The 23,439-nt window shown below is 75.2% G+C and carries 22 protein-coding genes; 10 read left to right on the top strand and 12 right to left on the bottom strand.

Going from position 1 to position 23,439, the window contains the following annotated elements:
- The first annotated feature begins 11 nt into the window (after window positions 1–11).
- Together GY42_RS00875 and GY42_RS00870 are read left to right on the top strand one after the other, a co-directional pair.
- The gene (locus GY42_RS00875) at window positions 12–383 is read left to right on the top strand and encodes a YidH family protein (protein ID WP_046527880.1); all 372 of its coding nucleotides are present in this window, start codon (window positions 12–14) and stop codon (window positions 381–383) included.
- On the top strand, window positions 380–733 hold the full coding sequence (locus GY42_RS00870; RefSeq protein ID WP_046527879.1) for a DUF202 domain-containing protein: 354 nt from the start codon (window positions 380–382) through the stop codon (window positions 731–733). Before GY42_RS00875 ends, GY42_RS00870 begins: the two co-directional genes overlap by 4 nt.
- 49 nt (window positions 734–782) lie before the next feature.
- Here the strand turns inward: GY42_RS00870 and GY42_RS00865 are convergent, their stop codons facing one another.
- From GY42_RS00865 to GY42_RS00825, 9 genes are all read right to left on the bottom strand, one after another.
- Window positions 783–1,862, bottom strand: coding sequence for a lipoate--protein ligase family protein (locus GY42_RS00865; RefSeq protein WP_046527878.1), 1,080 nt, complete (start codon window positions 1,860–1,862; stop codon window positions 783–785).
- Window positions 1,863–1,892: 30 nt separating this feature from the next.
- The gene (locus GY42_RS00860) at window positions 1,893–2,804 is read right to left on the bottom strand and encodes a sensor domain-containing protein (protein ID WP_046527877.1); all 912 of its coding nucleotides are present in this window, start codon (window positions 2,802–2,804) and stop codon (window positions 1,893–1,895) included.
- Window positions 2,805–2,908: 104 nt separating this feature from the next.
- On the bottom strand, window positions 2,909–4,531 hold the full coding sequence (gene cimA / locus GY42_RS00855; RefSeq protein WP_046527876.1) for a citramalate synthase: 1,623 nt from the start codon (window positions 4,529–4,531) through the stop codon (window positions 2,909–2,911).
- Between the two features lie 314 nt (window positions 4,532–4,845).
- Window positions 4,846–5,952, bottom strand: a complete 1,107-nt coding sequence (locus GY42_RS00850) for a branched-chain amino acid aminotransferase (RefSeq protein WP_046527875.1) — start codon at window positions 5,950–5,952, stop codon at window positions 4,846–4,848.
- 133 nt (window positions 5,953–6,085) lie between these two features.
- Complete coding sequence (locus tag GY42_RS00845) at window positions 6,086–7,144, bottom strand: 3-isopropylmalate dehydrogenase (RefSeq protein ID WP_046527874.1); 1,059 nt, start codon at window positions 7,142–7,144, stop codon at window positions 6,086–6,088.
- A 61-nt stretch (window positions 7,145–7,205) separates the two neighbouring features.
- A complete protein-coding gene (locus GY42_RS00840; RefSeq protein ID WP_046527873.1) occupies window positions 7,206–7,751 on the bottom strand; it encodes an ASCH domain-containing protein in 546 nt (181 codons plus the stop codon).
- Between the two features lie 180 nt (window positions 7,752–7,931).
- The gene (gene ilvC, locus GY42_RS00835) at window positions 7,932–8,960 is read right to left on the bottom strand and encodes a ketol-acid reductoisomerase (protein WP_046527872.1); all 1,029 of its coding nucleotides are present in this window, start codon (window positions 8,958–8,960) and stop codon (window positions 7,932–7,934) included.
- A 49-nt stretch (window positions 8,961–9,009) separates the two neighbouring features.
- Window positions 9,010–9,534, bottom strand: coding sequence for an acetolactate synthase small subunit (gene ilvN / locus GY42_RS00830; protein WP_046527871.1), 525 nt, complete (start codon window positions 9,532–9,534; stop codon window positions 9,010–9,012).
- 13 nt (window positions 9,535–9,547) lie between these two features.
- Window positions 9,548–11,410 (bottom strand): acetolactate synthase large subunit, encoded by a 1,863-nt coding sequence (locus tag GY42_RS00825; RefSeq protein WP_046527870.1) that lies wholly within the window; start codon window positions 11,408–11,410, stop codon window positions 9,548–9,550.
- A 362-nt stretch (window positions 11,411–11,772) separates the two neighbouring features.
- Here GY42_RS00825 and GY42_RS00820 point away from each other — a divergent pair, with 362 nt between their 5' ends.
- Window positions 11,773–12,438, top strand: a complete 666-nt coding sequence (locus GY42_RS00820; protein ID WP_052748147.1) for an AMIN-like domain-containing (lipo)protein — start codon at window positions 11,773–11,775, stop codon at window positions 12,436–12,438.
- A 6-nt stretch (window positions 12,439–12,444) separates the two neighbouring features.
- Here GY42_RS00820 and GY42_RS00815 read toward each other — a convergent pair whose 3' ends face one another.
- Complete coding sequence (locus GY42_RS00815) at window positions 12,445–13,350, bottom strand: UbiA family prenyltransferase (protein WP_330217825.1); 906 nt, start codon at window positions 13,348–13,350, stop codon at window positions 12,445–12,447.
- On the opposite strand from GY42_RS00815, the gene GY42_RS00810 reads away from it, so the two are divergent.
- From GY42_RS00810 to GY42_RS00800, 3 genes are read left to right on the top strand one after another with little or no spacing between them, the layout of a single operon-like run.
- Complete coding sequence (locus tag GY42_RS00810; protein ID WP_330217824.1) at window positions 13,281–14,555, top strand: type III polyketide synthase; 1,275 nt, start codon at window positions 13,281–13,283, stop codon at window positions 14,553–14,555. The genes GY42_RS00815 and GY42_RS00810 overlap by 70 nt on opposite strands.
- The gene (locus tag GY42_RS00805; RefSeq protein WP_082131298.1) at window positions 14,549–15,073 is read left to right on the top strand and encodes an isoprenylcysteine carboxyl methyltransferase family protein; all 525 of its coding nucleotides are present in this window, start codon (window positions 14,549–14,551) and stop codon (window positions 15,071–15,073) included. The genes GY42_RS00810 and GY42_RS00805 overlap by 7 nt, the downstream gene beginning before the upstream one ends.
- Before the next feature lie 46 nt (window positions 15,074–15,119).
- A complete protein-coding gene (locus GY42_RS00800; RefSeq protein ID WP_046527868.1) occupies window positions 15,120–16,169 on the top strand; it encodes an NAD(P)/FAD-dependent oxidoreductase in 1,050 nt (349 codons plus the stop codon).
- A 16-nt stretch (window positions 16,170–16,185) separates the two neighbouring features.
- Here GY42_RS00800 and GY42_RS00795 read toward each other — a convergent pair whose 3' ends face one another.
- Both GY42_RS00795 and GY42_RS00790 read right to left on the bottom strand, forming a co-directional pair.
- Window positions 16,186–16,767 (bottom strand): pyridoxamine 5'-phosphate oxidase family protein, encoded by a 582-nt coding sequence (locus GY42_RS00795; protein WP_046527867.1) that lies wholly within the window; start codon window positions 16,765–16,767, stop codon window positions 16,186–16,188.
- 67 nt (window positions 16,768–16,834) lie between these two features.
- A complete protein-coding gene (locus GY42_RS00790; protein WP_046530375.1) occupies window positions 16,835–18,562 on the bottom strand; it encodes a glycoside hydrolase family 13 protein in 1,728 nt (575 codons plus the stop codon).
- A 179-nt stretch (window positions 18,563–18,741) separates the two neighbouring features.
- Between GY42_RS00790 and GY42_RS00785 the strand changes: the two genes are divergently transcribed.
- The 4 genes from GY42_RS00785 (at window position 18,742) to GY42_RS17980 (ending at window position 23,374) form a co-directional block, all read left to right on the top strand.
- Complete coding sequence (locus GY42_RS00785) at window positions 18,742–19,368, top strand: TetR/AcrR family transcriptional regulator (protein WP_046527866.1); 627 nt, start codon at window positions 18,742–18,744, stop codon at window positions 19,366–19,368.
- A gap of 28 nt (window positions 19,369–19,396) precedes the next feature.
- Window positions 19,397–20,398, top strand: a complete 1,002-nt coding sequence (locus tag GY42_RS00780; protein ID WP_046527865.1) for a DUF5692 family protein — start codon at window positions 19,397–19,399, stop codon at window positions 20,396–20,398.
- Between the two features lie 159 nt (window positions 20,399–20,557).
- Window positions 20,558–21,577 carry a hypothetical protein gene (locus tag GY42_RS00775; protein WP_046527864.1) on the top strand — a complete coding sequence of 340 codons (1,020 nt, stop codon included), beginning with the start codon at window positions 20,558–20,560 and terminating at the stop codon, window positions 21,575–21,577.
- A gap of 51 nt (window positions 21,578–21,628) precedes the next feature.
- Window positions 21,629–23,374, top strand: a complete 1,746-nt coding sequence (locus GY42_RS17980; protein ID WP_052748146.1) for a serine/threonine-protein kinase — start codon at window positions 21,629–21,631, stop codon at window positions 23,372–23,374.
- The last annotated feature ends 65 nt before the right edge of the window (window positions 23,375–23,439 follow it).

Below are 23,439 nucleotides of genomic sequence, written 5' to 3'. Positions count from 1 at the left end.
AGGATGGGGGCATGTCCCCCGCTCCCGACCGCCGCTTCCCGCGGTGGGTCTACCGCGTCGGCATCGAGCCCGACGCGCGCTTCTCGCTCGCCAACGAGCGCACGTTCCTCGCGTGGGCGCGCACCGGGCTCGCGCTGCTCGCCGGTGGCGTCGCGCTCGAGGCGCTCGACCTGCCGATCGCGCCCGGCCCGCGACTGACGGCGTCGGTGCTGCTCGTCGCGCTCGGGACGATCGCGCCGACCCTCGCCTGGTGGGGCTGGGCCCGCGCCGAGCGGGCGATGCGGCGCGGCGACCCGCTGCCCGCCCCGCTGGGGTTCGGCGTGCTCGTGGCGGGCATGGGCGTGGCCGGGCTGCTCGTGCTGCTCGGGCTGCTGCTGGCATGACCGGCCCGGGCCGGCCGACGCTCGCGCCCGAGCGGACCTCGCTGGCCTGGCGCCGCACCGCGCTCGGGCTCGTGGCGGGGTCGGTCGCGGCCGGGCGACTGCTGTCAGAGGTCTGGGGCGTGGCGGCGTGGGGGGTCGCGGTGGCGGGCACCACCTTGGCGGTCGTCGTGCTGGTCGCGGCCCGGCGCCGGCGCACGGGCGGACCCCGCCGCCCCGCGACACGACCTGCTGCGTCCGCGTCGGACGCGACGGACCGCGCCCCGGGTGGCCGTCTCGTCACGGCATGCGCCGCGGCGCTCCTGCTGCTCGGCCTCGCCGCCCTGGCCGTCGTTCTCGACGGCGCGGTCTGAGCCGTGCACCCGGACCCGCGCCGGGGCGCGCAGCATCCGGCGGGTCGGGTCAGGGCACGCGCGCGGTCCACGCCGGGTCGGAGAACTTCGTCTCGACGAGGTGCAGCGCGCGCTCGATCTCGGCGGGACGCAGCTCGTCGTCGACCGTGCGGTACCGGCCGCGGAAGTGCGCGACGAACGCGTCGATGACCTGCTCGCGCGGCAGCCGGGTCTGCGAGCGCACCGGGTCGACCCGCTTGTTCGCCGAGCGCGTGCCCTTGTCGGACAGCTTCTCGCGCCCGATGCGCAGCACCTGGAGCATCTTGTCGGCGTCGATGTCGTACGCCATCGTCACGTGGTGCAGCACGGCGCCGCCCGCGAGCCGCTTCTGCGCCGACCCGGCGATCTTCCCCGCGGGTGACGCGATGTCGTTGAGGCCCGCCGTGGTGGCCTGCACGCCGACGTCGGCGAGCGCACCCAGCACCCACGCGTTGAGGAACGCGTACGAGTCCTCGAACGACATGCCGTCGACCAGCGAGCCCGGCACCACCAGCGAGAACGTGATGCAGTTGCCGGCCTCCATGAACATCGCGCCGCCGCCCGAGACGCGGCGCACGACCGTCACGCCCAGGTCCCGCGCCGCGTCGAGGTCGACCTCGTTGCGCAGCGACTGGAACGAGCCGATGACGACCGCCGGGTCCTCCCACTCCCAGAAGCGCAGCGTGGGTCCGCGACGCCCCGCGTCGAGCTCCTCGGTGAGCACCTGGTCGAGGGCCGCGTGCACCGCCGGCGGCATCGGCCCCGGGTGCAGCACCGCGAACTCGTGGTCCGACCACGCGGTCGACAACCCGAGCGCGCGACGCACCGCGACCGCGACCGCGCGCGTGTCGAACCCGACCATCGCGACCGGCGCCACGATCCGGCCCTGCTCCTGCGCGAGGCGCAGCGCGTCGTCGAGCACCTGGACGAGCTGCGCGACGTGCGCGTCGCGCGGCACGCCCACGAGGGCGCCGGCGAGCACGCCGAGCGCGTCGTCGGGCTCGAGGAAGAAGTCTCCGGACAGGACGACGTCCCGCAGCCGGCCGTCGTCGTCGACCTCGAGGTCGATCACCACGAGCTTGCCGTCGGGCACCTTGTACTCACCGTGCACACCCCCACCCTAGGCGCGCCGCGGCCCTGCTCAGGTCAGCGCACGGACCGCCGCGAGCGCGCGCGACTCGACGACCGCGCTCAGCTCCGCGGACGAGCCCAGCACGGCGTGGGCGGCCTGCGCGTCGGCGGCGGTCGGGGCGCTCGCCGTCCAGGTGACCACGGCGTTGCCGACCAGCACGTGGCCCGTGACCTGCGGCACCGCGACCCCCTCGGTCACGGCCGTGACGTCCTGCACGATCGCCGGGAACACGCCCTGCCCCTCGAGCGCGGGCTCGGCCGTCCAGGTCGTGCCGGCCGCGCCGGGCACCACCCGCGTGTACCGGGCGCACGCGTCGACGGTCGTGACCAGCGCGCGGAACGCGTCGCTCGCCGCGGCCGCGTCCGGGAGCACGACGACGTCCTGCTCGAACGTCATCTCGTCGTTGCCCCACGACTGCGCGTCGTGGTGCACCGGCGGCGACGTCACGACCGTGACGGCCGGCAGGCACTCGGGCGGCTCGACGACCGCACCCTCGGGCAGGCCCCACGTGCTGGTGCCGGGCTCGAGACCGCGCCCCACACCCGCGGCGGCGGCCGGGACGGCCTGCTCGAGGTCGGCGCGCGTGACGAGCAGCGACGCGGCTGTCGTCGCGTCGAAGCGCGCGTCGGCGCCCGGCGGGCTCACCGCCGTCGACGTCGGGCCGGGCGTCGGGGCGTCCGGCGACGCGTCGTCCGTGGCGGACGGCGTCGCCGCGACGACCGTCGCCGTGGGGACGGGTGTCGCGTCCACGGCCCAGGGACGCGTGGCCAGCACGACGACGCCGACGAGCACGAGCACCACGACCGCGACCCACCCCGCGCGTCGCCACCCGCGGCCCGGGCGGGCACCGCCGCCCGGCCGCGCGTCCGCGCGCCACCTCGCCTCGTCGCCGGAGGGCGGGGGCGGGGCCGAGCCGGACACGGGGGCTCCTTCCGTTACGGGCCGCGGGGGCCACCCCCGAGGCTAGGGCGTGCGTCCGTCCCCGGCGCGACGACCCGCGGGCGCACCCCGCACCCGCGGCGGCGTCAGCGCGGCAGGACGCCCCGGTGGCGCAGACCCCAGATCGCGGAGTCGGTGAGCGCCTCCCACGAGGCCTCGATGAGGTTGGGCCCCACGCCGACCGTGCTCCACGACGTCTCGCCGTCCGTCGTCTCGATGAGCACGCGCGTGACGGCGTCGGTGCCCTGCATCTGGTCGAGGATGCGGACCTTGAAGTCGATGAGCTCGAAGCCCTCGAGCTCCGGGTAGACGCGCAGCAGCGCGTGCCGCAGCGCGTGGTCCAGCGCGTTGACGGGACCGTTGCCCTCGCCGGTGCTGACGATCCGCTCGCCGCCCGCGTGCAGCTTCACGGTCGCCTCGGCCGTCGCGGGCGTGCCGCGACCGCCGTTGCGCTCGACGATCGTGCGCCACGACTCGACGCGGAAGTACCCCGGGCGCGCGCCCTCGAGCTCCTCCACGAGCAGCAGCTCGAACGACGCGTCGGCGGCCTCGAACGTGTAGCCGTGCGCCTCGGCGTCCTTCACGCGGTCGGTGACGCGCGAGAGGACCGCGGGCTGCTCGGCCAGGTCGATGCCGAGCTGGCGCCCCTTGAGCTCGATCGACGCGCGGCCCGCCATGTCGGACACGAGCATGCGCATGTCGTTGCCGACCAGCGCGGGGTCGGTGTGCTGGTAGAGGTCGGGGTCGACCTTGATCGCCGACGCGTGCAGCCCGGCCTTGTGCGCGAACGCGCTGGCGCCCACGTAGGGCTGACGCGCGAACGGCGAGATGTTGGTGAGCTCGCTGATGGCGTGCGCGATGCGCGTGAGCTCGGGCAGACCGCCGGGCGAGTCGTCGGTGCGCGCGAGCACGCGGCGTCCGAGCTTGAGCTCGAGGTTCGCGACGACCGACAGCAGGTCGGCGTTGCCCGTGCGCTCGCCGTAGCCGTTGACGGTGCCCTGCACGTGCGCGCAGCCCGCGTCCACGGCCGCGAGCGTGTTGGCGACCGCGCAGCCCGAGTCGTTGTGCGCGTGCATGCCCAGCACCGCGTCGGGGCCGACGGCGGCCCGCACGGCGGCGACGACCTCGCGCACCTGGTCGGGCAGCATCCCGCCGTTGGTGTCGCACAGCGCGACGACCTCGGCACCGGCCTCGAACGCCGCCCGCGTCGCACGCACCGCGAAGTCGGCGTCGTACCGGTAGCCGTCGAAGAAGTGCTCGGCGTCGACGAACACGCGCCGCCCCTCGCGCACGAGGAACGCGACCGTGTCCGCGATCATCGCGAGACCCTCGTCGGGGGTCGTGCGCAGCGCGCGCTCGACGTGCCGCACGTCGGACTTCGCGACGAGCGTGACGACCGGGGCCTCGGAGTCGAGCAGCGCCCGCACCTGCGGGTCGTCGACCGCGCGCACGCCCGCCTTGCGGGTCGCGCCGAACGCCGCGAGCTCCGCGTGCCGCAGGTCGAGCTCCTTGGCGGCGCGCTTGAAGAACTCGGTGTCCTTCGGCACCGCGCCCGGCCAGCCGCCCTCGATGAACCCGACGCCCAGCTCGTCCAGCAGCGGGGCGATCGCGAGCTTGTCGGCGACCGACAGGTTGATGCCCTCCTGCTGCGCACCGTCGCGCAGCGTCGTGTCGTAGACGTGGAAGGTGGGCGACGCGGGGGCGTTCACGGGGTGCTCCTTCGGCGGTGCGGGCGTGCGTCGGCGGGTGCGCGACCGGCGGGGGTGGTGCCGGTGCCTCGTCGACGTGTCCGCCCGGCGGGGGTGGTGCCGGGCTGACGTCTGGACCAACAAAAAGACCCCCCGAGGACGGGAGGTCTGCGCGTCGGCGGGTGGGCCGACGCGCTACGCGATGATGAGCGTGAAGCGGGTCACAGGGTGATCGTCGCACACGCCGCCCGCGTGCGGCAGGCGGTCCATCATGCGGAACAGCCGTCCGGTGCGGGCCGTGCGGCGAGGCGTCCCCCGCCGCACGGCGCCGCCGGTCAGACGAGCCGGTGCATCCAGCCGTGCCGGTCGGCCGCGCGGCCGTACTGCACGTCGGTGAGCTCGGCGCGGATCCGCATGGTCACCGGGCCGGCCTCGCCGTCGCCGACCACGAGGTCGAAGTCGTCGCTCGCGAGCCGCCCGATCGGCGTCATCACCGCGGCGGTGCCGCAGGCGAACACCTCGGTGACGCTGCCGTCGGCGAGGTCGCGGCGCAGCTCGTCGAGCAGCACGGGCCGCTCGGACACCTCGTGCCCCGCGTCGGAGAGCAGCTGCAGGATCGACGAGCGCGTGACGCCCTCGAGGATCGTGCCCGACACCGGCGGGGTCACGACCGAGCCGTCGGCCCGCACGACGACGACGTTCATCCCGCCGAGCTCCTCGAGCTGCGTGCCCGTGCGGTCGTCGAGGAAGCAGACCTGCTCGAAGCCCTTGGCGTACGCCTCCTGCTGCGGGAGCAGGCTCGCGGCGTAGTTGCCGCCGCACTTGGCCGCCCCCGTGCCGCCCGCGCCGGCGCGGTGGTACTGCTGCGACACCCAGATCGACACGGGCTTGACGCCGCCCGCGAAGTACGGGCCGACGGGCGACGCGATCACGAGGAACTCGGCCTCGAGCGACGGCCGCACGCCGAGGAACCGCTCGGACGCGTACATGAACGGCCGCAGGTACAGGCTCGTCTCCTCGCCCGACGGCACCCACTCGCGGTCGACCTCCACCAGCGCGCGGATCGCGCCGAGGAAGTCCGCCTCGGACAGCTCGGGCAGCGCGAGCCGCTGCGCCGAGCGCGCGAACCGTGCCGCGTTGGCCTCCGGGCGGAACGACCACACGCTGCCGTCGGGGTGCCGGTACGCCTTGAGGCCCTCGAAGATCTCCTGCGCGTAGTGCAGGACGGCGGTCGCGGGGTCGAGCTGCAGCGGGCCGTACGGCTCGACGCGGCGGTCGGCCCACCCGTCCGCGTGGGTCCACGAGACGCGGGCCATGTGGTCGGTGAACACCGTGCCGAAGCGCGGCGACGCGAGCGCGGCCGCGCGCTCGGCGTCCGGGACGGGGTGGTCGGTGCGGTGCAGCGCGAACGCGGCGGACGAGGGGGTCGTGAGGGTGCTCATCGGGGGGCCTTTCACCAGGGTCGACGTCGACGGTACCGGTGCGGACGGCCGGGTGGACAGGGTGCAGGCGCGCGCCTGCGGACCGACGGACGCTCGTCGTGCGCGGCGTCGTCGGCGAGCCCCGGGCGGGGCGTCAGCCGGCGACGCGGGCGGCGAGGTCCTTGCCCACCTCGGCCGTCGACCGTACTCGGCCGGCGCGCTCGGCGACGTCGGCGGCCACCGCGGCCTCGACGGCGCGCGCGGCGTCGGGCAGGCCGACGTGGTCGAGCAGCAGCGCGACCGACAGCACCGTCGCGGTGGGGTCGGCCTTGCCCTGCCCGGCGATGTCGGGGGCCGAGCCGTGCACGGGCTCGAACATGCTCGGCGCGGTGCGGTCGGGGTTGATGTTGGCCGACGCCGCGAGGCCGATGCCGCCCGTGATGGCGGCGGCCAGGTCGGTGAGGATGTCGCCGAACAGGTTGTCGGTCACGATGACGTCGAACCGCGCGGGGTCGGTGACGAGGAAGATCGTCGCCGCGTCGACGTGCAGGTAGTCCACCGTGACGTCGGGGAACTCGGCGTTGACGGCCTCGACCGTGCGGCGCCACAGGTGACCCGCGTGCACCAGCACGTTGTGCTTGTGCACGAGCGTGAGCTTCTTGCGCGGGCGAGCCGCGGCGCGCGCGAACGCGTCGCGCACGACGCGCTCGACGCCGAACGCGGTGTTGACGCTCACCTCGTTCGCGACCTCGGCGGGCGTGCCGACGCGGATCGCGCCACCGTTGCCGACGTAGGGACCCTCGGTGCCCTCGCGCACGACGACGAAGTCGACGTCGCCGGGGGCGGCGAGGGGGCTCGCGACGCCCGGGAAGAGCGTGCTGGGGCGCAGGTTGACGTAGTGGTCGAGCGCGAAGCGCAGCTTGAGCAGCAGCCCGCGCTCGAGGACGCCCGACGGCACGCTCGGGTCGCCGATCGCACCGAGCAGGATCGCGTCGTGCGTGCGGATCGCGGCGAGGTCCTCGTCCGTGAGGGTCTCGCCCGTGGCGTGCCAGCGCCGGGCGCCGAGGTCGAAGTCGGTCGTGCGGACCGTGGTGCCGGTGCCGTGCAGGGCCTGCTCGAGCACGAGGAGCCCCTGCTCGACGACCTCCGTCCCGATGCCGTCGCCGGCCACGACGGCCAGGTTCAGGGACGTGGGAGGGGTCGTGTCAGCCATGCCGCCACAGTAACCAGCGGTCCACGCCTCGGACGTCTCGTCTCATCAGACGGACGCTGGCTCAGTCGACCGCCGGCGCCGCCCCCGTCGTCGGGTACACGAGCTCGAACCGCTCCGTGACGACGTCCATCGTCGGCGAGAACGCCGCGTCCCCGAGCACGCGCCGCCACACGGCCTCGTGCTCGCGCCGCCACGCCGCCACCGACCGGTCGCCCTCGCCCTCCGCCGCGGCGTGCTCGTCACCCACCGCGTCGAACGGCACGACGTCGACCGCCGTCGTGCGCAGCAGCGCCCGCGGGTCGCCGCGCGAGTCCAGCACGATCGACACGTCCCCCACGCGCGGCAGCGGCGCGTCGGCCGCCGTGAGCTCTGCGAGCGCCGTCGACGTCGCCGTCTTGCGCCCCTCGAGCACCAGGCCGAGCAGCGCGTCCGCCGCGACCGGGTCGTCGCCGAACGACCACGCCGGCGGGGCGACCGCACCGTCGACCGTCTCCCCCATCACCGGGTCGAGCTTGCCCCACCCCAGGTGCCCGCGCGCCGCGTCCCAGAAGTCCGCGATCCGCGTGTCCTGCGTGCCGTCCGGGGCCTGCGGCAGCTGCTCGGTCATCGTGCACCCTTCCCTCGAGGTCACGGGCGGCGCGCCCGCGCAGCGATCCTCGCGCGCCGCGCGGCGACCTGCACCCCCACCAGCCGCGAGAGGGCGATCCAGCGGTTGCTGGATCGCCCTCTCGCGGTGGGAGGGGGGTGCCGCGCGGCGAAGAACGTGCCGCGCGACCCCCACCTGCGGTCAGCGCGCCGCGCTGCCCTCCGTGTAGTCGGAGTCCGAGGGCTTCACCCACGCGAACAGCTGGCGCAGCTCGCGGCCGACCGGCTCGATCGGGTGGTTCTGGCCCTTCTCACGCAGCGCCTGGAACTCGGGCGCGCCCGCGTCCTGGTCCGTGATGAAGCGCTCCGCGAACGCGCCGTTCTGGATGTCCGCGAGCACGGCCTGCATGTTCGCCTTGACCTCGGGCGTGATGACGCGCGGGCCCGAGACGTAGTCGCCGTACTCGGCCGTGTCCGACACCGACCAGCGCTGCTTGGTGATCCCGCCCTCGAAGATGAGGTCGACGATGAGCTTGAGCTCGTGCAGCACCTCGAAGTACGCGACCTCGGGCTGGTAGCCCGCCTCGGTCAGGGTCTCGAAGCCGTACTGGATGAGCTGCGACACGCCACCGCACAGGACGGCCTGCTCACCGAACAGGTCGGTCTCGGTCTCCTCGGTGAACGTCGTCTTGATGCCCGCCGCGCGCAGGCCGCCGATGGCCTTCGCGTACGACAGCGCGAGCGCCCACGCCGAGCCCGACGCGTCCTGCTCGACCGCGACGATGACCGGCACGCCGCGCCCGTCGACGTACTCGCGGCGGACGAGGTGGCCCGGGCCCTTGGGCGCGACCATGAGCACGTCGTGGTCCGCGGCCGGCTTGATGTAGCCGTAGCGGATGTTGAAGCCGTGACCGAAGACGAGCGCGGCGCCGTCCTTGAGGTTCGGCTCGATCTCCTCGCGGTAGACGATGCGCTGCACCTGGTCGGGCGCGAGGATCACGACGACGTCGGCACCGGCGACCGCGTCGGCGACCGAGGCGACCTTGAGGCCCTCGTTCTCGGCCTTGGCCCGCGACGCCGAGCCCTCGCGCAGGCCGACGGTCACGTCGACGCCGGAGTCGCGCAGGTTGAGCGAGTGCGCGTGCCCCTGGCTGCCGTAGCCGATGACGGCGACCTTCTTGGACTGGATGACCGACAGGTCGGCGTCGTCGTCGTAGAACAGCTCAGCCACGGTGGATCTCCTCGGTGGTGTGTCTTGGCAGGGTGGGGTCTGGACGGGGTCAGGCGGACCGGCTCACGCGCTCGAGCGCGCGGTCGGTGATGGACCGCGAGCCGCGGCCGATGGCGACCGTGCCGGACTGCACGATCTCACGGATGCCGAACGGCTCGAGGGCCGCCAGCAGGGCGTCGAGCTTGCCCGGGCCGCCGGTCGCCTCGATGACGACCGTGTCGGGCACGACGTCGACGACGTGCGCCCGGAACAGCTGCACGACCTCGAGCACGTGCGTGCGCTGCGACACGTCGGCCTTGACCTTGACGAGCAGCAGCTCGCGCTGGACCGACGCGGCGTCCTCGAGCTCGACGATCTTGATGACGTTGACCAGCTTGTTGAGCTGCTTGGTCACCTGCTCCAGGGGCAGCGCGTCGACGTCGACGACGACCGTGATGCGGCTGATCTCGGCGTGCTCGGTCGGGCCGACGGCCAGCGAGTGGATGTTGAAGGACCGGCGCGCGAACAGCCCCGCGACGCGCGTGAGCACGCCGGGCTTGTTCTCGACGAGGACGGACAGGGTGTGGCGGGTCATCGCGGTTCCTTCCTCAGTCCTCGCGGTCCCACGCGGGGCTGATGCCCCGCGCGTACTGGATGGCGTCGTTGCTGACGCCGGCGGCGACCATCGGCCACACCATCGAGTCGCGCGAGACCGTGAAGTCGACCACGACGGGGCGGTCGTCGATCTCCATCGCGCGCTTGATCGTCGCGTCGACGTCGGCCTTGGTCTCGCACCGCAGGCCCACCGCGCCGTACGCGTCGGCGAGCTTGACGAAGTCCGGGACGCGCGCCGTGCCGTGGCCGGTGTGCAGGTCGGTGTTGGAGTAGCGCGACTCGTAGAACAGGGTCTGCCACTGGCGGACCATGCCCAACGAGCTGTTGTTGACCACCGCGACCTTGATGGGGATCTCGTTGATCGTGCAGGTCGCGAGCTCCTGGTTGGTCATCTGGAAGCAGCCGTCGCCGTCGATCGCCCAGACCGTGCGCGACGGGTCGCCGACCTTCGCGCCCATCGCGGCGGGCACCGCGAAGCCCATGGTGCCCAGGCCGCCGGAGTTGACCCACGAGCCGGGCCGCTCGTAGCGGATGAACTGCGCGGCCCACATCTGGTGCTGCCCGACGCCCGACACGAAGATCGACTCCGGGCCGGAGATCTCGCCGATGCGGGTGATGACGTGCTGCGGCGCGAGCAGGCCGTCCGTCGGCTCGTCGTACCCGAGCGGGAACGTCGCGCGCCAGTCGTCGAGCTGCTTCCACCACGCCTCGAGGTCCGGCCTGCCGTGCTGGGCGTGCTCGCGCTCGAGCTCGGGCAGCAGGTCGGCGATCACCTCGCGCAGGTCGCCCACGATCGGGACGTCGGCGCGCTTGTTCTTGCCGATCTCAGCGGGGTCGATGTCGGCGTGCACGACGGTCGCGCCGGGCGCGAACGACGCCAGCAGGCCCGTGACGCGGTCGTCGAACCGCGCACCGAGCGCGACCACGAGGTCGGCCTTCTGCAGCGCGGCCACCGCGGCGACCGTGCCGTGCATGCCGGGCATGCCGAGGTGCTGCGGGTGCGAGTCGGGCAGCGCGCCGCGGGCCATGAGCGTCGTGACGACGGGGGCGCCCGACGCGTCGGTCAGACGGCGCAGCAGGTCGGACGCGCCCGCGCGGATCACGCCGCCGCCCACGTACAGCACCGGCCGGCGTGAGGTCGCGAGCAGCCGCGCGGCCTCGCGGATCTGCTTGGCGTGCGGCTTGGTCACCGGGTGGTACCCGGGCAGGTTGACGTCCTGCGGCCACGAGAACGTGGTCTGCGCCTGCATCGCCGACTTCGCGATGTCGACGAGCACGGGACCGGGTCGACCCGACGACGCGACGTGGAACGCCTCGGCGATCGTGCGCGGGATGTCGTCGGGGTCGGTCACCAGGTAGTTGTGCTTGGTGATCGGCAGCGTGATGCCGACGATGTCGGCCTCCTGGAACGCGTCCGTGCCGATCATCGACGCACCGACCTGGCCGGTGATCGCGACCATCGGCACCGAGTCCATGTTGGCGTCGGCGATCGCGGTGACGAGGTTGGTCGCGCCCGGGCCGGACGTCGCCATGGTGACGCCGACCTTGCCCGAGGAGTACGCGTAGCCGGCGGCCGCGTGCCCGCCCCCCTGCTCGTGGCGCACGAGCACGTGCCGCACGCGCGAGGAGTCCATGAGCGGGTCGTAGGTCGGCAGGATCGCACCGCCCGGGATCCCGAAGACGACCTCGACGCCCGCCTCCTCGAGCGAGCGGACGATCGACTGCGCGCCGGTGACCTTCTCGGGGCCGATGCGCTGCTCGCCGGCCGGCGCGTCGGTGCGCGGCGCGGCCTCGGCGGCCGGGCGCACGGAACGCACCGTGGCGCGCGGTGGTGCGGGATGGGGACCCTGAGCCATCGTCGTCTCCTGCGGGTCGAGTGCGGGTGTGGTCGTCCGGTGCGGGGTGCGCCGGGCGGCTGCCGGGCACGAAAAAGCCCCTCGACCCGGGCACCGGGATGGACGAGGGGCGAGCGCGCGCGACGAGCGACCTGTGCGGTGGCGTCAGCCGGCGCGCTCAGGAAGTACTACGAGGATCATCTGCACGTCGGCGACCCTACGCCTGTCCCGTGCGGGTGTCACATCCCTCACCCCTCGTCTCACATCGTGGTTCACACGTCCATGGCGTGGAACGTCGACCCGGACCGCCGCGCCTCGGCGGGTCGCGCGCCCGGCCTGGCGCCCCGCCCCCTAGCGTGGACGCACGCGACAGGGAGGCCACCATGACGACCACGACCGCCCGCCGGCTGCTCGCCGTGGCGACCACGCTCGGCCTGGGCGCCGCCCTCGCGGCGTGCGCCGACGACCCCGCGCCGACGTCGACCGCCACGACGACCGTCTCCGCCACGCCCACGCCCACGCGCACGTCGTCCCCGACGCCGACGCCGACCGGCACGGCACCGACCGACGCCGCCACGCCCGGCGCCGCCGAGCCGACGGACGGGCTCGACGGCTTCGCCGCGCCCGGCACCGAGCTCACGTCCGAGGGGGACGCCTCGCTCTACGTCGTCACCGGGGTGCGCACCGGCGAGCACGAGGGGTACGACCGCGTCGTCTACCAGCTCGAGGGCGGCACCGGCACGCCCGGCTACCGCGTGCGGTACGTCGAGCGCGCGGTCGAGGACCCGAGCGGCGCCGTCCGACAGGTCGACGGCGACGCGATCCTCCAGGTCACGCTCCTGGGCACCACCTACCCGACGCAGGACGGGCTGCAGGAGTTCTCGCAGGACCTGCGGCCGGACGACGGCGACGTCGAGCACGTCGTGCGCCCCCTGACGTTCGAGGGCATGACCGACTCGTTCGTCGGCGTCGACGACGGGCCCCGCGCGTTCCGGGTCCTGGTGCTCGCCGACCCCGTGCGTGTGGTCGTCGACGTCGAGGACCGCTGACGCGCGTCAGACCACGGCGCGCGACGTCCCCGACAGGCCGAGCACCACGACGCACAGCACGGCCACGACCATCGCGAGCGTGAACGGCGCGCGGCTGCGCCCGCGGCGCAGGCCGACCAGCCCGGCGACCACGCCCACCAGGACCGCCACGACCCCGACCGTCGCGGCAGCGGCGCGCGGCGGCCCCGGCGGCCCGAGCACGGCCACCACGACCGCCACCGCGAGGACCGCCGGCGCCAGCACGCTCGCCGCGCGCCGACCCAGCCGGTGCGGCAGGCCCCGCACGCCCGTCGCGACGTCGTCCTCGAGGTCGGGCAGGACGTTCGCGAGGTGCGCGCCCACGCCGAGCAGCGCACCGACCGCGAGCAGCCACCCCGCCGGCCGGCCCGGCCCGGGCAGCGCGAGCACGACGAACCCCGGGAGCAGCGCGAACGCGAGCGCGTACGGCAGCCAGGACGCCGCCGTCGCCTTGAGCCCGAGGTTGTACGCCCAGCCCGCCGCGACCGCGACGAGGTGCGTGCCCGCGGCGAGCGCTCCCGTCGGCAGCGACGCGAGCACCGACACGACGACCGCGGCACCGGCCGCGCCGCGCAGCAGCCGGGCCGTCACGGTCCCCGCGACCACCGGCTTGTCCGCGCGCGCCACGGCGCGGTCGCGCGCGGCGTCGAGCCAGTCGTTCGACCAGCCGATCGACAGCTGGCCCGCGAGCACGACGACGAGCACGAGCAGCACGGTGCGCGGCGGCGCCGCGAGCCCGACCGCCAGCGCCGTCGACAGACCCGTGACGACGACCGTCGGTCCGGCGTGGGACGCGCGGACCAGCCCCGCGAGGGTCCTGCCGGGTGCGGCCCGCCGGGCCGGGTCGCGACGCACCGCGCGGTCGGGGTCGGTGGTCGTGGACGGCTCGCGCACGACGCGACGCTAACCCGCGGCACCGCGGTGCGCGCGGCCTCCGGGCGACCTGCGCGCGACGCGCGCGCGACCTGCGCTCCCCCCGCGCGGGCACCGCCGCCGCGTGCCACGATGCCGGGATGTCGCACCTGCTGGCCGTCGCCCCCGCGCTGCCGGGGCCGCCGCGCTCGCAGCAGGAGATCCTCGACGTCGTCGCGCCGCTGGTCGCCGCGGGCGACGCACGCACCGAGGCGCTCGCGCGTCGGCTGCACGCCGGCTGCGGCGTCCGCACGCGGCACCTCGCCCTCCCCCTCGAGCGGTACGGCGAGGTCCGCGACTTCGGGCAGGCCAACGACCTGTACCTCGAGCTGGCCACCGAGCTCGCGGCGCGCGCCGCGGCCGACGCGCTGGACCGGGCCGGGCTGTCCGCGCAGGACGTCGACCTCGTGTTCCTCACGTCCGTCACGGGCGTCGGCGCCCCGTCGGTGGACGCGCTGCTCGTCGACCGGCTCGGCCTGCGGCGCGACGTCACGCGCGTGCCGTCCTTCGGCCTCGGGTGCGCGGGCGGCGCGGCCGCGCTTGCCCGCACGCACGACCACCTCACGGGTCACCCGCACGACGTCGCGCTCGTCGTCAGCGTCGAGCTGTGCTCCCTCACGCTGCAGCCCGACGACCCCAGCCCCGCGAACCTCGTCGCGAGCGGCCTGTTCGGCGACGGCGCCGCCGCGGCCGTGCTCGTCGGCGACGACCACCCCGCCGCGGCGGTCACCACCGGCCCCCGCGTCGTCGCGGTCGGCAGCCGCCTCTACCCGGGCACCGCCGACCACCTCGGCTGGCGGGTCGGCGCCTCGGGGTTCCGCATCGTGCTGTCCGCGGGGCTGCCCGACGTCGTGCGCGCGGGCGTCGCGGCCGACGTCGAGGGTCTGCTCGCCGCGCACGGCCGCAAGCCGGGCGACGTCACGCGGTGGGTCGTGCACGCGGGCGGCCCGCGCATCCTCGACGCCGTGCAGGACGCGCTCGGCCTGCCCAGCGACGCGCTCGACGCGAGCCGCGCGTCGCTCGCCGACGTCGGCAACCTGTCGTCCGCGTCGGTGCTGCACGTGCTCGACCGCACGCTGCGTGCGGGGACGCCCGCGGGCTCCCCCGGCGTGCTGCTCGCGTTCGGGCCCGGCGTGGGCCTGGAGATGGTGCTGCTCGAGTGGTCCACGGGAGGACACGGGTGCTGACCCTCTACCTGGTGGTCGTCGGCCTCACGGCCGTCGAGCGCGTCGCCGAGCTCGTCGTGTCGACGCGCAACGCCCGCTGGTCGTTCGCGCGCGGCGGCGTCGAGAGCGGCCGCGGGCACTTCCCCGCGATGGTCGCGCTGCACACCGCGCTGCTCGTCGCGTGCGTCGTCGAGGTGCTCGTCGCCGACCGGCCGTTCCTGCCCTGGCTGGGGTGGCCCGCGCTCGCGCTCGTCGTCGCGAGCCAGGGCCTGCGGTGGTGGTGCATCGCGACGCTCGGGCCGCGGTGGAACACGCGCGTGATCGTCGTGCCCGACCTGCCGCTCGTGGACCGGGGGCCGTACCGCTGGCTGCGCCACCCGAACTACGTCGCGGTGGTCGCCGAGGGGATCGCGCTGCCGCTCGTGCACACGGCCTGGGTCACGGCCCTCGTGTTCACGCTGCTCAACGCGGTGCTGCTCGCGCGGTATCGGATCCCCGCGGAGGAGCGCGCGCTGCGCGCGGCGACCGTGGGCGCGTGAGCGCGGGGCGACGTGCGGCGCGGCCGTCGCGCGGCGGGCCGGTGCCGTGACGGACACCGACGTGCTCGTGGTGGGCGGCGGCCCCGTGGGCCTGGCAGCCGCGGTCGAGGCGCGCCGCCGCGGGCTCGACGTGGTCGTGCTCGAGGCCCGCGACGGCACGGTCGACAAGGCCTGCGGCGAGGGGCTGATGCCGGGTGCGCTGCGCCTGCTGCGCGCGTGGGACCTCGACCCCGCGGGGCACGTGCTCGCGGGGATCAGCTACCGCACGGCGACCGGTCACGTCGACCACGCGTTCCGCGGCACCCCCGGGCGCGGCGTGCGGCGCACGGTCCTGCACGACGCGCTGCGCACCCTCGCGGCCGACGTCGGCGTCGTCGTCGTCCCGCGCCGCGCGCACGACGTGCGGATCACGCCCGCGGGTGTCGACGTCGACGGCCTGACGGCTCGCCACCTGCTCGCGTGCGACGGCCTGCACTCGACCGTGCGCCGCCGGCTGGGGCTCGAGCCCGCGTCCGAGCCGCCGACGGAGCGCGCCCGCGAGCGCGTCGCGGGCCGACGCCGCTACGGCCTGCGGCGGCACTACCGCGTCGCCCCGTGGAGCGACCTCGTCGAGGTGCACTGGGCACCGCACGCCGAGGCGTACGTGACGCCCGTGGCCGACGACCTCGTGGGCGTCGCGGTGCTCGGCCCGCGCGGCACCGACCTCGACGCGACGCTCGCCGCGCTGCCCGAGCTCGCGGACCGGCTCGCCGGCGCGGCCCCCGCGAGCACCGTGCGCGGCGCCGGGCCCCTGCGGCAGCGCGCGACGCGTCGCGCGCTCGGGCCCGTGCGGCTCGTGGGCGACGCGTCGGGCTACGTCGACGCGCTCACGGGCGAGGGGCTGCGGGTCGGGTTCGCGCAGGCCCGCGCGGCCGTCGCGACGCTCGACGACCCGGCGGCGTACGAGCGCGCGTGGCGCGCGGCGACGCGCGAGTACCGCGTGTTGACGACGGGGCTCGTCGCGTGGGCCACGTCGCCGCTGCGGCCCGCCCTCGTACCCGCGGCGCGGAGCCTGCCCGCGCTGTTCGGCGGGGTCGTCGAGCGCCTGGCCCGGTGACCGCGGCGCGCCGGTCTCACGCGTCCGGCGGCTCGGGGTCCATGTCGAACCCGGGCAACCCGTCGATGCTCGTGCGGTTCTTGAGCCGCCGGTACGCCGCGCGCCCCTCGACGCCCTTGCGCTCCATGAACGAGGGCAGCAGGTCACGCTCGCCGACGTGCGACATCAGCGGGACCCCGTACCCGCACGAGTCCGAGACGCGCTCGACGTCGACCACGACGACCGCGCGGGCGCCACGCGACTCGTCCAGGCCTCCCTCGAACCGTCCGAGCAGCTCGTCGAAGCCCTCGTCGTAGAGCGTCACGAACCGGCCGCGGCCGTGCAGGCGCACGATGTCCGGCGGGCCCTCGAACGCGCAGAACATCAGCGTGATCCGCCCGTTGTCGCGCAGGTGCGCGATGGTCTCCGAGCCCGACGCCGTCAGGTCGACGTACGCGACCGTGCGCTCGTCGAGCACCGCGAACGTGCCGCCGACCCCCTTGGGCGACACGTTGACGTGACCGCCCGGCCCGCTGGGTGCCGTGGCGACGAAGAACACGTGCTGCGCCAGCAGCCACGTGCGCATGCGCTCACCGATGTGCTCGTGCACCTTGCCCATGCGCGCATGGTGGCACCGACCGCCCGAGCGCGGCACCGTACGTCCACCCCGCGGCGCGCGCACCGCCCTACGCGGCGCGGCGCACCCAGGCCTCCCAGGGGCGCAGCGCCACGCGCCCCGCGACCACCGCCGAGGGCTCGGCGAGGTTGCCCAGCACGAGCGACGCGTCCTGCCATCCCTCCCCCAGCTCGACCGTGCGCTCGTCGCCGGTGAAGTTCCCCACGACGAGCAGACGCGAGCCGTCGAGCGAGCGTTCGAAGGCGTACACGTGCGGGTCCTCGGGCAGCAGCATCGTGAAGTCGCCCAGCCGCACCACGGGGTCCTCGTGGCGCAGCGCGACCAGCCGCCGGTAGTGGTGGAAGACGGAGCGCGGGTCGGCGCGCTGCGCCTCGGCGTTGACCTCGACGTGGTTCGGGTTCACCGCGAGCCACGGCGTGCCGGTCGTGAAGCCCGCGTGCGCGGTCGCGTCCCACTGCACGGGCGTGCGGGCGTTGTCGCGGCTCATGGCCGCGAGCCCCGCCAGCAGCCGCTCGTCGGGCACGTGGCCGAGCGCGCGCTGCTCGGCCGCCCACCGCACCGACTCGATGTCGCGGTAGTCGTCGAACGACGTCAGGTGCGCGTTCGTCATGCCCAGCTCCTCGCCCTGGTAGACGTACGGCGTCCCGCGGTGCAGGTGCAGCACGGTCGCGAGCATGGTCGCCGAGTCGCGGCGGTGCGCGCCGTCGTCGCCGAACCGCGACACGACGCGCGGCTGGTCGTGGTTGTCCCAGTACAGGGAGTTCCAGCCGCGCTCGGCCAGGCCGGCCTGCCACCGGCCCAGCACGGCCTTGAGGTCGCGCAGGTCGAGCGGCACGGGGTCGAACTTGCCGCCCGGGCCGTGGTCGAGGCCGACGTGCTCGAACGTGAACACCATGTCGAGCTCGCGCCGCGCGGGGTCCGTGAGCAGCACCGCGTCGTCGACCGTCGCACCGGGCGTCTCGCCCACGAGGAGCAGGCCGTCGCGGCGGCCCTCGAACACCTCGCGGTGCATCTCCTGCAGGTACGCGTGCAGGCGCGGGCCGTTCGTGTACTGCGCCGTGCCGTCGCCCAGCGCGCCTGCGGTCACGGGGCCGTCCGCGAGACCGCCGTCGGCGTCCACGACCTTGGAGACGAGGTTGATGACGTCCATGCGGAAGCCGTCGACCCCGCGGTCGAGCCACCAGCGCATCATCGCGTAGACCGCCTCGCGGACCTCGGGGTTCTCCCAGTTGAGGTCGGGCTGCTTGCGGCTGAACAGGTGCAGGTAGTACTCGCCCGTCGCCTCGTCGAGCTCCCACGCGGGCCCGGAGAAGAACGACGCCCAGTTGGTCGGCTCGGCGCCGGGGGTACCCGGCTCCATGCCGTCGCGGGCCGGCCGCCACCAGTACCAGTCCCGCTTCGGCGAGTCCACGGACGACCGCGACTCGACGAACCACGGGTGCTCGTCGCTCGTGTGGTTGACCACGAGGTCCATGACGACCTTGATGCCGCGCGCGTGCAGCGCCGCGACCACCTCGTCGAGGTCGGCCAGCGTGCCGAACAGCGGGTCGACGTCCTGGTAGTCGCTGATGTCGTACCCGTTGTCGTCCTGCGGGCTGCGGTACAGCGGCGAGAACCACACGACGTCGACGCCCAGCTCGGCCAGGTGGTCGACGCGCCGCAGCACGCCCCGCAGGTCACCGACGCCGTCGCCGTCGGAGTCCTGGAAGGACCGGGGGTAGACCTGGTAGACGACCGCACCGGTCCACCAGGGGGCGTCGTCGACGGTGAAGGTCATGCGCGGCAGCTCCTCGCCCGGGGCGTCGTGGGGACGGTCCGACGCTCGCACGGCGCCGGGCGCGACGCACGTCGTCCGCCGCCGCGCCCGGAGCACCCCGGCACCGCGCTGGGCCGTCCGGGCGATCCCGGGACCTCGGTCCCCCGCCGCGTTGACACACCGTCAATAGCGTCCTCCCCATGAGCACCGCGCAGCGACGGGTCGTCAAGACCCCCGACGTCCGACGCGACGAGATCGTCCGCGCCGCACGTGAGCTGTTCGCCGAGCAGGGCGTCCGCAGCACGACGTTCCAGCACGTCGCCGACCGCGTCGGCGTCACCCGCGGGCTCGTCTACCACTACGTCGGCGACATGGAGACGCTCGTCGGCCTCGTCATCGACGCGTGCATCGACGACTTCGTCGCCGACCTGCGCGCGTGGGACGCGGCCCGCCGCCCCGGCGACGTCGACGGCGCGGTCGCCGAGTGCGTCGCGCTGTTCCGCCGGCACGTCCCGACCCGCCGCCGGCACGACGGCCCCGGCCCCCGCACCGCGACGCCCCTGCCGCGGTTCGACGACGCCGCGCTCTCGGTGCAGTTCCTCGACCGGGCGGTCGAGGCGCTCGTCGACACCCTCGAGGTCACGACGATCCCCGCCTACGCGGCGCGGCACACCATCCAGATCGCGCACGTGCGCGCCACGTTCGTCGTGCTCGTGCACGGCCTCATCGCGCTCGTCCGCTCCCAGCCGGACACCCCCGACGACGTGCTCGCCACGCTCGTGCGGCAGACCCTGCGGCTGGCCCCCAACGACCCTGCCGCGTCCTAGCGGCCAGGGCTCACGTCGAAGGAGAGACATGTTCCTGTTCGAGAGCATCACGCCGATCCAGGCACTGATGTTCGTCGTGGTCCTCGCGGGCCTGATCGGCCTCAACGAGATCTCGCGACGCGGCAAGGTGGCCGGGCTCGCGCTGTTCGTCGCGCTGCCGCTGGTCCTGACGATCTTCGTGTGGCCGCACACCGCGGGCGCGGGGTCGTCGACCGGGTCGTGGTTCCACTGGGTCAAGGTCTACTCGGCGCTCGCCGGCTGCCTGGGCTTCATGCTCATCCGGTACGTGCCGCGCCTGGCCGCGAACAGGTGGATGCTGCTGTTCCCGCCGGCGATCCTGTCGATCAACATCCTCGAGGCCGTCATCCGCGACTTCCAGGTCTCAGGCATGCAGGAGGGCGTCGTCGACGGCGTCATGATGGTGCCCGGCCCGTGGAACGTCATGAACGGCGTCGCCGGCATCCTCAACATCGTGACGATCTGCGGCTGGGTCGGCATCTACGTCAGCCGCGACAAGACCAAGGACATGATCTGGCCGGACATGCTCTGGTTCTGGATCGTCGCGTACGACCTGTGGAACTTCGCCTACGTCTACAACTGCGTCGGCGACCACGCCTTCTACGCCGGTGCCGCGCTGCTGCTGTCGTGCACGATCCCCGCGTTCTGGCTGCGCCGCGGCGCGTGGCTGCAGCACCGCGCGCACACGCTCGCGTTCTGGATGATGTTCACGATGGCCGTCCCGGCGTTCGTCACCGACTCGCAGTTCTCGGTGCAGTCGTCGCACTCCCCCGCCGCGCTCTTCACGGTGTCGGCGCTGTCGCTCGCGGCCAACGTCGCCGTGGTCGTCTACCAGGCGCGCCGCCTGCTCAAGGGCCGCCTGCACCCGCTGCGCGACGAGCTGTGGACCGACCTGCCGGCATACCGCCGCGTGGTCGAGAACATCCCCGGCTACCGGCTCGCCGGTGCCGGTGCCCCCGTCGCGGCCGCGACGGGCGCGACCGCGGAGCCCGAGGTCGTCGCCCCGCGCTGACCCACCCCGCGCCGACCCACCCCATGACGCCGGGTCCGGGCACGTCCCGGGCCCGGCGTCGTCGTGCGTCCCGGAACGTTCCACCCCGCGCGGGCTCGCCCGCGGCGCGCCCGGTCGGCGAGGCTGCTGCCAGACCCGAGCCGAGCCAGGGGGCCCACCATGACCGACGCGTTCCACGGTGCCGACGTCGCCGCGCTGCGCACGCAGGCCGTCGCGCTGCACGACGCCGCGCAGACCCTCGTGACCTGCGCGCAGCGCACCGGCCGCGGGCTCGACGCCCTCGCGTGGGCCGGCCGCGACGCCGACCGCGCCCGGACCGCGTGGCAGACCGAGCAGGTGCCCGCGCTGCTGCGCACCGCGCACGCGCTCGGCGAGGCCGCGCTGCGGCTGCTCGACGAGGCCGACGCGCAGGAGTCCGCGAGCGCCGCGACCGGGGTCCCGGGCCCCGCGACCGGAGGCCCCGGCGGCGCGGCCCCGACGCCGGGCGGCGGCCCGGGCGCGACCGTGCCCGCCCCCGCGCCGGCCGGCACGGGCACGGCGACGGGCGCAGGCACGTCGTGGGCGGACGTCCGCGCGCAGGTCGACCGGGCGCACGACGTCGTGTCCGACGCGCTCGGCCGGCTCGGCACCGTCACGACGGCGGCGGACGCGGCGGCCGTCGCGGCGGCGCTCGGCCGCTGGGACAACGTCACGCTCGGCTCGTCGTACCGCGTGCTCGACCAGGCGGTCGGGATCATGCAGGACGCGCACATCGGCCCCGCGGTCGGCGGCGTGCTGCAGGGCGCCGCGGCGCTGGGCGTCGCGTCGGACGCGTACGGCGCGTACCGCGCGCACGGCGCGGGCGACCTGCACGGCACGGTCGACAACGCGGTGTCCGCGGTGCTGGGCGCGGGGTCGTTCGTGCCCGGCTGGGGCCTGGGCAGCGCCGCCCTCGGCGCGTCGTGGCAGGTCGGCACCGCCGTGGGCACGGCCGCGAACGACGCGATGCAGGGCACCGACTTCCACGCGCGGTTCACCGACCGCATGGACGCCGCGTTCGACCTCGGCGGCGCGTGGGGCATGCTCAACACGCCCGGTGCGCTGATCGTCACGGGTGCCGAGGAGGTCGGCCTGCGCGCCCGTGCGCTGTGGGACGGGATCACCGGACCGGCCGACGGCACGCTCGACGGCCGCCGCTAGTCTCGGTCGCGGGGGACGCCGGGCACCGGCGCGGGGCGGGGACGAGGAGCGATGGACGACGACGAGCTGTGGGCGCCCGCGCCGACGCGCACGACCCGGGTCGACGTCGACCTCGGGCTGCCCGGGTACACCGACCTGCGCGAGGTCGCCCGCGGCGGCGACTCGGTCGTCTACCGCGCGCACCAGCCCGCGCTGCACCGCGACGTCGCGATCAAGGTCCTGCTCGAGACCGACCCCGCCACGCGTGCGCGGTTCGCGCGCGAGCTCGAGATCACCGTGCGGCTGGGGCGCCAGCACCCGCACGTCGTGACCGTGCTCGACACCGGGACCACCGCGCAGGGCCACCCGTGCCTCGTCATGGACTTCCACGACCTCGGCTCGCTGCACGACCGCCTGCGCAGCCACGGCCCGCTGCCCGTCGCGGAGGTCGTGGCCGCGGGCACCGCGGTGGCCGACGCGCTCGCGTTCGCGCACGCGCACGGCGTGCTGCACCGCGACGTCAAGCCGCAGAACGTGCTGCTGCTGCCCACGTCGTACGTCCTGACGGACTTCGGCATCGCGCGCATGGCGGACGCGGGGCACACCGCGTCGCTCGAACGCTTCAGCTACCGGCACGCGTCGCCGCAGGTGCTCGACGGGCTCGAGCCCACGGCCGCCGACGACGTGTGGTCGCTCGGCTCGACGCTCTCGACCCTGCTCGACGGGCGCGCGCCGTTCGCCGCGCCCGACCCGGACGACGACACCGCGCTGGGCTACCTGCGGCGCGTGCGCACGGGCGAGCGGCGTCCGGTGCGGCGCGACGACGTGCCCGCGGCGCTGCTCGCGGTCGTCGACCGGTGCCTCGCCCCGGCGCGCGAGGACCGGTTCGCGTCCGCCGCGGACGTGCACGCCGCGCTGCTCGCGCTGCCGACCGAGACCCGGTCCTGGTCGCCGGGCGGCGCGCCGGCCACGCCCGCGCCGTCGCCGACGGACGCCGCGCGGCGCGCGGCCGCCGAGGCTGCCCCGCCCGCGGGGGCGGCCGCGGCGCCCGGCGTCGACCCCGCGCCCGGCACCGGGACGCCCGCCACGCCGGACGCCGCGCCCGCCGCCGCACCCGTGGCCGCCCGGGGAGGCGCCCTCCCCCCGCTGGAGCTGCCGCCCGTCCAGCCCGAGGACGACCGGGCGCTCGCCCCGTCGGCGCTCTCGCTGCTGCACGCCCCGGTCCCGGCGGCCGTGGGCGCCGACGACGAGGCCACGGGGCTGCACCCGGCTCCCCCGGGGCTGCCGCCACGCACGGCGGACGCCCCCGACGCGACGGCCGGCGGCGGACGCGGCGGCTGGGTGCGCGTCGCGGCGTTCGTGGGCGGCGCGATCCTGCTGGGCAGCGCGGTCGGCGTGGGCGTGACCACCTGGGCGTCGGCGCGGCAGGCGCCCGGGACCGCGGAGCCGACGCCCCCGCCCACGCCGGCGGCCGCCGAGGTGCCGGTCCGCGAGGACCCCGTGCCGTCGCCGACCGGCCCGCTGCAGCCCGAGGTGTCCGACCCGGGGGTCACCCCCAGCGACCTCGTAGCCGTGGACCGCGGCACGAGCGTCGAGCTGAGCTGGGGCGACCCGACGGGCGGCGGGGCGACGTTCGTCGTCGTCGACCCGCTCGACGACCCGCCGCGCGCGCTGGTGTCGCTGCCGGCGGGCGCGACCACGTACACGGTCGAGGGCGTCGACCCGCAGTCGCCGCGCGTGTGCCTGCGCGTGGTCGCGATCCTCACCGAGGACACGCAGCGCCGGGGCATCTCCGACGAGGCCTGCGTGGACCGGTAGGGGCGGAGGTCCCGGTCGGCCACGTTCACCCGTCCGTGTCCCTCAGACGCCGCGGGCGGCGCCGA

The organism is Cellulomonas sp. FA1 (genome assembly GCF_000986825.1).
GTDB classification, from domain to species: domain Bacteria; phylum Actinomycetota; class Actinomycetes; order Actinomycetales; family Cellulomonadaceae; genus Cellulomonas; species Cellulomonas iranensis.
This window is presented reverse-complemented; position numbering and strand designations above follow the sequence as displayed.